This window comes from Arthrobacter sp. 05L45_2, from assembly GCF_056397525.1.
In genome coordinates, this window is sequence record NZ_JBFTNO010000012.1 from 21,224 (window position 1) to 27,603 (window position 6,380).

At 68.6% G+C, this 6,380-nt stretch carries 6 protein-coding genes; 1 reads left to right on the plus strand and 5 read right to left on the minus strand.

What is annotated here, in order from left to right; all coding sequences use genetic code 11:
- Window positions 1–36 precede the first annotated feature (36 nt).
- Together AC1DHD_RS02185 and AC1DHD_RS02190 are read right to left on the minus strand one after the other, a co-directional pair.
- On the minus strand, window positions 37–543 hold the full coding sequence (locus tag AC1DHD_RS02185; RefSeq protein WP_476878110.1) for a MarR family winged helix-turn-helix transcriptional regulator: 507 nt from the start codon (window positions 541–543) through the stop codon (window positions 37–39).
- A 2-nt stretch (window positions 544–545) separates the two neighbouring features.
- Window positions 546–2,276: an AMP-binding protein gene (locus AC1DHD_RS02190; protein ID WP_476878111.1), complete on the minus strand. Its 1,731-nt coding sequence runs from the start codon at window positions 2,274–2,276 to the stop codon at window positions 546–548.
- Between the two features lie 360 nt (window positions 2,277–2,636).
- On the opposite strand from AC1DHD_RS02190, the gene AC1DHD_RS02195 reads away from it, so the two are divergent.
- The gene (locus tag AC1DHD_RS02195) at window positions 2,637–3,770 is read left to right on the plus strand and encodes an acyl-CoA dehydrogenase family protein (protein WP_476878115.1); all 1,134 of its coding nucleotides are present in this window, start codon (window positions 2,637–2,639) and stop codon (window positions 3,768–3,770) included.
- Here the strand turns inward: AC1DHD_RS02195 and AC1DHD_RS02200 are convergent.
- The 3 genes from AC1DHD_RS02200 to AC1DHD_RS02210 all read right to left on the minus strand — a co-directional run.
- Window positions 3,767–5,542: a sensor domain-containing diguanylate cyclase gene (locus AC1DHD_RS02200; protein ID WP_476878112.1), complete on the minus strand. Its 1,776-nt coding sequence runs from the start codon at window positions 5,540–5,542 to the stop codon at window positions 3,767–3,769. The genes AC1DHD_RS02195 and AC1DHD_RS02200 overlap by 4 nt on opposite strands.
- Window positions 5,543–5,553: 11 nt before the next feature.
- A complete protein-coding gene (locus AC1DHD_RS02205) occupies window positions 5,554–6,156 on the minus strand; it encodes a DinB family protein (protein WP_476878113.1) in 603 nt (200 codons plus the stop codon).
- 20 nt (window positions 6,157–6,176) lie between these two features.
- The coding region (locus tag AC1DHD_RS02210; protein WP_476878114.1) for a winged helix-turn-helix domain-containing protein at window positions 6,177–6,380 on the minus strand (204 nt) is incomplete at its 5' end.

A 6,380-nucleotide genomic window follows, 5' to 3' on the forward strand; every position in this document is an offset into this window, starting at 1 on the left:
ATCCGGCCGACGGGCCCCGCAAGGGAAGTGTATGGCCTAGCCGCTGAAGTCCCCGGCATTGCTCCGAAAGCGGCCCAGGATGCGGATCAGCTGCTCCACGTCCGGGTCCGCGAACCCCGACTGGCCGAAGACCTCCGCGTTGAGCACCGCCGTCGCCCGTTTGGCGAGGGTGCGGCCCTCCGAAGTAAGTTCGATCAGGGTGGTCCGGCCGTCGGTGGGGTGCGGGGACCGCAGGACCAGGCCGGCGTCCTGCAGGCGGTCGACGGCGTTGGTCACCGAGGTGGGATGGACCTGGAGCAGGGCACTTGCCTTGTTCATGGGCAGCGCGCCGCTGCGGGCGAAGCTGAGCAGGGCCAGCAGTTCGTAGCGCGCGAACGTCAGCCCGAACGGCTTCAGCGCGGCCTCGATCCGGGCCAGCAGGATCTGCTGGGTCCGCATGATCGCCGTGATCGCCGCCATCGGGGCGGCGACGTCGGCCCACCCGTGCCGTTCCCAGTTCCGTTGGGCGTCGGCGATCGGATCCCGCGGCAGCGGCGTGCCCACGCCTAGCCCTGTCCCTTCAGCGCGGGGAAATCCGCCTCCGAGTATTCGACGCCGAGGCCGGTGGACAGGCCGCCGGGCCCGTGGCGCAGTTCCTCGCTGTGCCGCAGTTCCACGCGCCGGATTTTGCCGGAAATCGTCTTGGGCAGTTCCGCGAACTCCAGCCGGCGGATCCGTTTGAACGGCGCCAGGCGCTCGCGGCAGTAGCGCAGGATGTCCTCGGCGAGCTCCGGTCCGGGCTCGTGGCCGGCGGCGAGGACCACGAAGGCCTTGGGGACGGAGAGTTTCAGCGGGTCGGGGGAGGGGACGACGGCGGCTTCCGCCACCGCCGGGTGCTCGATCAGCACACTCTCCAGTTCAAAGGGGGAGAGCCGATAGTCGGAGGACTTGAAGACGTCGTCGCCCCGGCCCACGTAGGTGATGATCCCGCGTTCGTCCCGGCTCGCCATGTCACCCGTGTGGTAGTAACCGTCCCGGAAGGCCTCCGCGGTCTTCTCCGGGTCGCCGTAGTAGGCCTTCATCAGCCCCACGGGGCGCGGGTCCAGGCGCAGGCAGAGCTCGCCGTCGTCGGCCTCCGCGCCGGTGGCCGGGTCCACCAGCACAACGTCATAGCCGGGCAGCGGCTTCCCCATGGCGCCGATCTTGATGGGCTGGCCCGGGGTATTGGCAATCTGGACTGTGGACTCGGTCTGGCCGAAACCGTCCCGGATGGTCTGGCCCCAGGCACGGTTGACCTGGTCGATCACCTCGGCGTTGAGCGGCTCGCCGGCGGAGACCACCTTGGTGGGCGGGTTCTTCAGCAGGGTGAGGTCGGCCTGGATCAGCATCCGCCAGACAGTGGGCGGGGCGCAGAAACTGGTGACCCCTTCGCGGTCCATCTGCTCCATCAGGGCCTTCGCGTCGAAGCGGCCGTAGTTGTAGATGAAAACGCAGGCCTCGGCGATCCAGGGCGTAAAGACGTTCGACCAGGCGTGCTTCGCCCAGCCGGGGGAGGCTACGTTCAGGTGCACGTCACCCGGTTCCATCCCGATCCAGAACATGGTGGAGAGGTGGCCCACCGGGTAGGACGTGTGCGTGTGCTCCACGAGTTTGGCCTTGGATGTGGTGCCCGAGGTGAAGTAGAGCAGCAGGGTTTCGTCGGCCAGTGTCGGCGCGTCCGGGACGAAGTCCGTCGCCGCGCCGCCGGCCCCGCTGTACTGCAGGGCCTRCGCCGTCCCGCCGGCGTCGTTCCCGCCGATCTCGATCAGCGTGTAGTCGCCGGGGACGCCGGCGAACTTGTCGATGTTGGTGCTTCCGACGGCGGCCCAATTGGCTCCGCCGCGTTCCACCCGGTCCTTCAGGTCGTCCGGGCCCATCAACGTGGTGGTCGGGATCATCACGATCCCGAGTTTGATGCCGGCCAGCATCAGCTCCCAGAGTTCCACCTGGTTGCCGAGCATAATGATCATCCGGTCCCCGCGGCGCACGCCCTGGCTGCGGAGCCAGTTGGCCACCTGGGCGGAGCGGGCGGCGAGGTCCGCGAAGCTCCGCCGGGTGGCCGTGCCGTCCTGCTCCACGATCACGAGGGCCGGACGGTCGGCTTTGGCCGGGTCGGCGGCGATCGTGTCGAACCAGTCGAGTGCGAAGTTGAACTCCCGGAAGCGCGGCCACTGGAACTCCTCGCGGGCGGCGGTGTAGTCCCCGCGCAGGGCCAGCAGCCGGTCCCTCGCAGCGCGGAATTCCTCGGTGACGGTCATGGGTGCACCTTTCGCAGCCGGTCTCAGCCGGGCGGTCCGGTGACGGCCGCCGCTGGCCTTGTGATTCACATCCCTAGTGATCAATGTCACTGTGCAATATACTAGGACATCCAAGGGTTTGGAAGAGTCGATGTTGCTGCCAATGCGCCGCACATTACGAAGGGATACGTGCCCGTGCAGTCACAAGGAAGTGTCAGCGGACAGACCGCCGTCCCGGCGGCCCCCGGCCGCAGCAGCGCCGGGGAGCGTACAGGGGAGCGTTCCGCCGAACGTCCGGCCACGGCGACGGCGCAGGCGCCGGCACCGGCCGCACCGCCCGCCGCACCGCCCGCAGCACCCCCGTTCCCGGACGCGGACCTGATGTACATCGTGGACCTGTTGCCGGCCGACGAGCGGGCACGGTACCAGGAGATCCGCGAGTTCCTGCAGAGCAGGATCCGGGCGGCTTCCATCGACTACTGGAACCGTGAAGAGTTCCCCTTCGGGCTGCTGGCGGAGCTGGGCAAGTACGGCCTCGGCGGCCTGCAGACGGACGGGACGTCCAAGCTCTTCAAGGGCCTGATGTACGTGGAGGTGGCCCGGGCGGACGTCTCCCTGTCCGCCCTCGTGGGGATCCACAACGAACTGATCGTTGGAATGATCGACGAACTCGGCTCGGCGGAGCAGAAGGCCCGCTGGCTCCCCGGACTGACCGCCTTCAGCCAGCTGGGCGCGTTTGCCCTCACGGAACCCGATCACGGCTCGGACATCGCCGGCGGCCTGTCCACGACTGCGCGGCTGGAGGGCGGCGAATGGGTGATCAGTGGCGCCAAGCGCTGGATCGGCGCCGGAACCATCGCCGACTTCGCCCTGGTCTGGGCCCGTGACGTCGCCGACCAGCAGATCAAGGGYTTCATCGTCGAGACGGACCGCCCCGGGTACACCGCCACCAAGATCGCGAACAAGATCGGSCTGCGGATCATGCAGAACGCKGACATCGTGCTGGACGAGGTCCGGATCCCGGAGTCGAACCTGCTGCCCGGCGCCACTGATTTTTCCCGCGCCAACGAACTGCTCCGCGACTCGCGCGCCTGGGTGGGATGGCAGGGCGCCGGTATCCAGCTGGCCGCGTTCGACGTCGCCCGGGCCTACGCGCTGGAGCGTAAGCAGTTCGGCAAGGAACTGGCCCGCTTCCAGCTGGTCCAGCAGCAGCTGGCCGAGATCCTGGGCAACGCGAGCGTCTCGTTGGCCCTGATGGCCCAGCTGGCCCGGATCCAGCAGGAGGGCAAGCTGGAAATGGTGCAGGCGGCCATGGCGAAGTCCACCACCACCCGGCTGGCCCGGGCCTCCGTCGCGATGGGGCGCTCGCTGATGGGCGGGAACGGGATCAGCAGCGACTTCGAGATGGGCAAACTCTTCGGTGACGCCGAGATCCTGTACACGTACGAGGGCAGCTACGAGATCAATTCGCTGATCGTGGCCCGCGCCGTGACCGGGAAGTCGGCCTTCGTCTAGGAGGCCTGGCCGGTCGCACCGTAGCGCTCGCTGCGGTTCCGTCCGGCGTGCTTGGCCGCGTACAGCGCCCGGTCCGCGCAGGCCAGCAGGCTGTGGCTGCCGGCGTCGCGGAGTTCGCACACCCCGGCCGAGACCGTGATGGATCCGACCTCCCCGAACGGTTCCGTTTCGATGGCGGCACGGGCCCGTTCGGCCGCGATGAGGGCCTCCGCGCCGTCCGTCCCGGGCATCAGCCAAACGAACTCCTCCCCGCCGAAGCGGGCCACGATCTCGTCCTGGCGGGCGACGCCGCGCAGCCGGTCCGCGACGGCGGCGAGGACGACGTCGCCCATCAGGTGGCCGTGGGTGTCGTTGACTGTTTTGAAGTGGTCGATGTCGATGACGACGGCGCTGAGGCTGGTTCCGCGCGACGCCGCCAGTTCGATTTCGTGCGAGAGGTGCTGTTCCAGCGCGCGCCGGTTGGGCAGGCCGCTGAGTTCGTCCGTGGTGGCCTGCAGCTCCAGGCTGGCGCGGGCCTCGGTGTTGCCGATCGCGATCTCCACCAGCTCGGCGAACTGCGCGAGCCGTTCGAGCATGGCCTCGGTGACGCCGGCGCTGGACTTCGAGGTCAGGCTCAACACACCCCAGAGGCTGCCGTGGACCCGGATGGGCGCCCCGGCCCCGGACTGGAAACCGCCCGCCCGCATCTGCTCCGCGGCCGGTCCGCCTTCCGGGCTGTAGACCACCAGGGCGGGTTTGCCGGTCACGGCCACCCGGACAGTGGCCGAGATGTCGGTCGGCGAAAAGACATGGGTGCGGCTCAGCGTTGGCGGCAGCGCCGGCGCCATCGCCACGATTTCGGCCGCCAGCGGACCGGTGAAGCGGACGACGGCGGCCGAATCCACGCTGAAGAGGTCCCGGACAATAAAGGCGACCCGCTCCGAGATGGCCGCGGGGGCGGCGTTGCGGGCGACGGCGGTGGCGATCTCGTGCAGGCCGGACCACATGTGTTCCTGCCGGAGCCGGTCCGTGATGTCGACCGCCACCACCATGCCCGCGGTGGCGTCGTTGTCCGAATACACGGGGCCGGCTTTGAGCCGGTAGGTGCGGGGCCCGATTTTCCGGTTCCAGGAGACCTCCTGGCCGGCCAGGGCGGCACGGTAGCGGGGCTCCAGTTCCCTGGCGAGGGATCCGTCGAGGACCTCGTGGATGAGCCTGCCTTCGAGCTCGTCGGAACGGTAGCCAAAGGACTCCAGCTCCTGGCCTTCGGCGATCAGGTAGCGCAGGTCCGAATCGAAGAGCAGCACAAAAACGCCGGGGACGCTGCGCGCCAGTGCGCGGTACCGGTCGGTGTCGCGCTGTTGCCGGCGCTCGGCGAGGACCCGCTCGGTGATGTCCGTGACCATCACGAAGAAGCCCTGCACCCCGCCGTTGCCGCCTTCGCGCAGGTCCGGGATGTAGGAGACCTCGGTGAAACGGGCCGTGCCGGAGGCGTCCGTGAGCGTGCGCGTGAAGAGCTGGGGTTCGCCGTCGAGCACCTTTTGGATGTAGCCCTGGTTGGCCTCGTACACGGTGTCGCTGAGCAGATCCCGGATGTGGATGCCGTGCAATTCTTCGGGGGAAACGCCGAACCACTCGCGGTAGGCGTCGTTCGCCAGCCGGTTGCGCAGGTCGAGGTCCCAGTAGCCGACCATCGCCGGGATGCCGTTCAAAACGGCCCGCATCTGCGCGGGGACCTCGGGCAGCGGCGGCTGCCGAGCGTTCTCCCGGGCGAGAGCGCTGTGAATATTCATTGCCCAAGTATCTATTGCGGCGCTGCGCTTCCGGAAACCGAGGAAGCGGCCTGCGCGGCAGCATCGATCCTGGCGGTGTGTTCGGCCCAGTCCCCGGCAGTGCGCGGGGTGAGGTTCGGGTCGCCCGGGCCCTTCCCGGCGGTCCCGTCGATGAGTTCGCGCAGGATGTCCGCGTGGCCCAGGTGCTGGGCCGTTTCGACGCACATGTGCACCAGGATCTGCTGCAGGGTCACGTTCCGGCGTTCCTCGGGCCACCACGGCACCTCGCCCGGGGCGTCGAGGGGAAGTGCTTCGATGGTGGCGTCGCTGTGGGCCGCAGAGGTGCGGTGCAGTTCCACAATCTGGTCCCGGGTTTCATCGGCGGTGACCCAGAGGTCCGCGTCCGGGTCGGCGTCGTCGTCCAGCCAGGGCAGGGGCTGGCCGTGGGGACGGCCGAACACCTCGCCGAAGTAGCCGATCTCGACGCTGGCCACGTGCTTGACCAGGCCCAGGAGGTTGGTTCCGGTGGGGGTCAGCGGGCGGCGGATGCTGTATTCGTCCAGTCCGTCCAGCTTGGCCAGCAGTTCTTCCCGGCGCAGGCGCAGGTAGCGGCGCAGTATCGCTTTTTGGTCCATGCCCGGCATCCTACCCGTGCTCAGGGCAGGAACCGATAGCCGATCCCGGCCTCGGTCAGGAGGTGCCGGGGAGCGGCGGCGTCGGGTTCGAGCTTGCGGCGGAGCTGGGCCATGTACACCCGAAGGTAGTTGGTTTCCTTCGCGTAGGCCGGACCCCAGACCTCGGACAGGAGCTGCTGCTGGGTGACGAGTTTCTCGGGGTTCCGCACCAGGACCTCCAGCAT

Bases quoted from the DNA above. Each gene is read 5' to 3' on its own strand.
- AC1DHD_RS02205 (WP_476878113.1), bottom strand. From the start codon at position 6,156: ATGGACCAAAAAGCGATACTGCGCCGCTACCTGCGCCTGCGCCGGGAA.
- AC1DHD_RS02200 (WP_476878112.1), bottom strand. From the start codon at position 5,542: ATGAATATTCACAGCGCTCTCGCCCGGGAGAACGCTCGGCAGCCGCCG.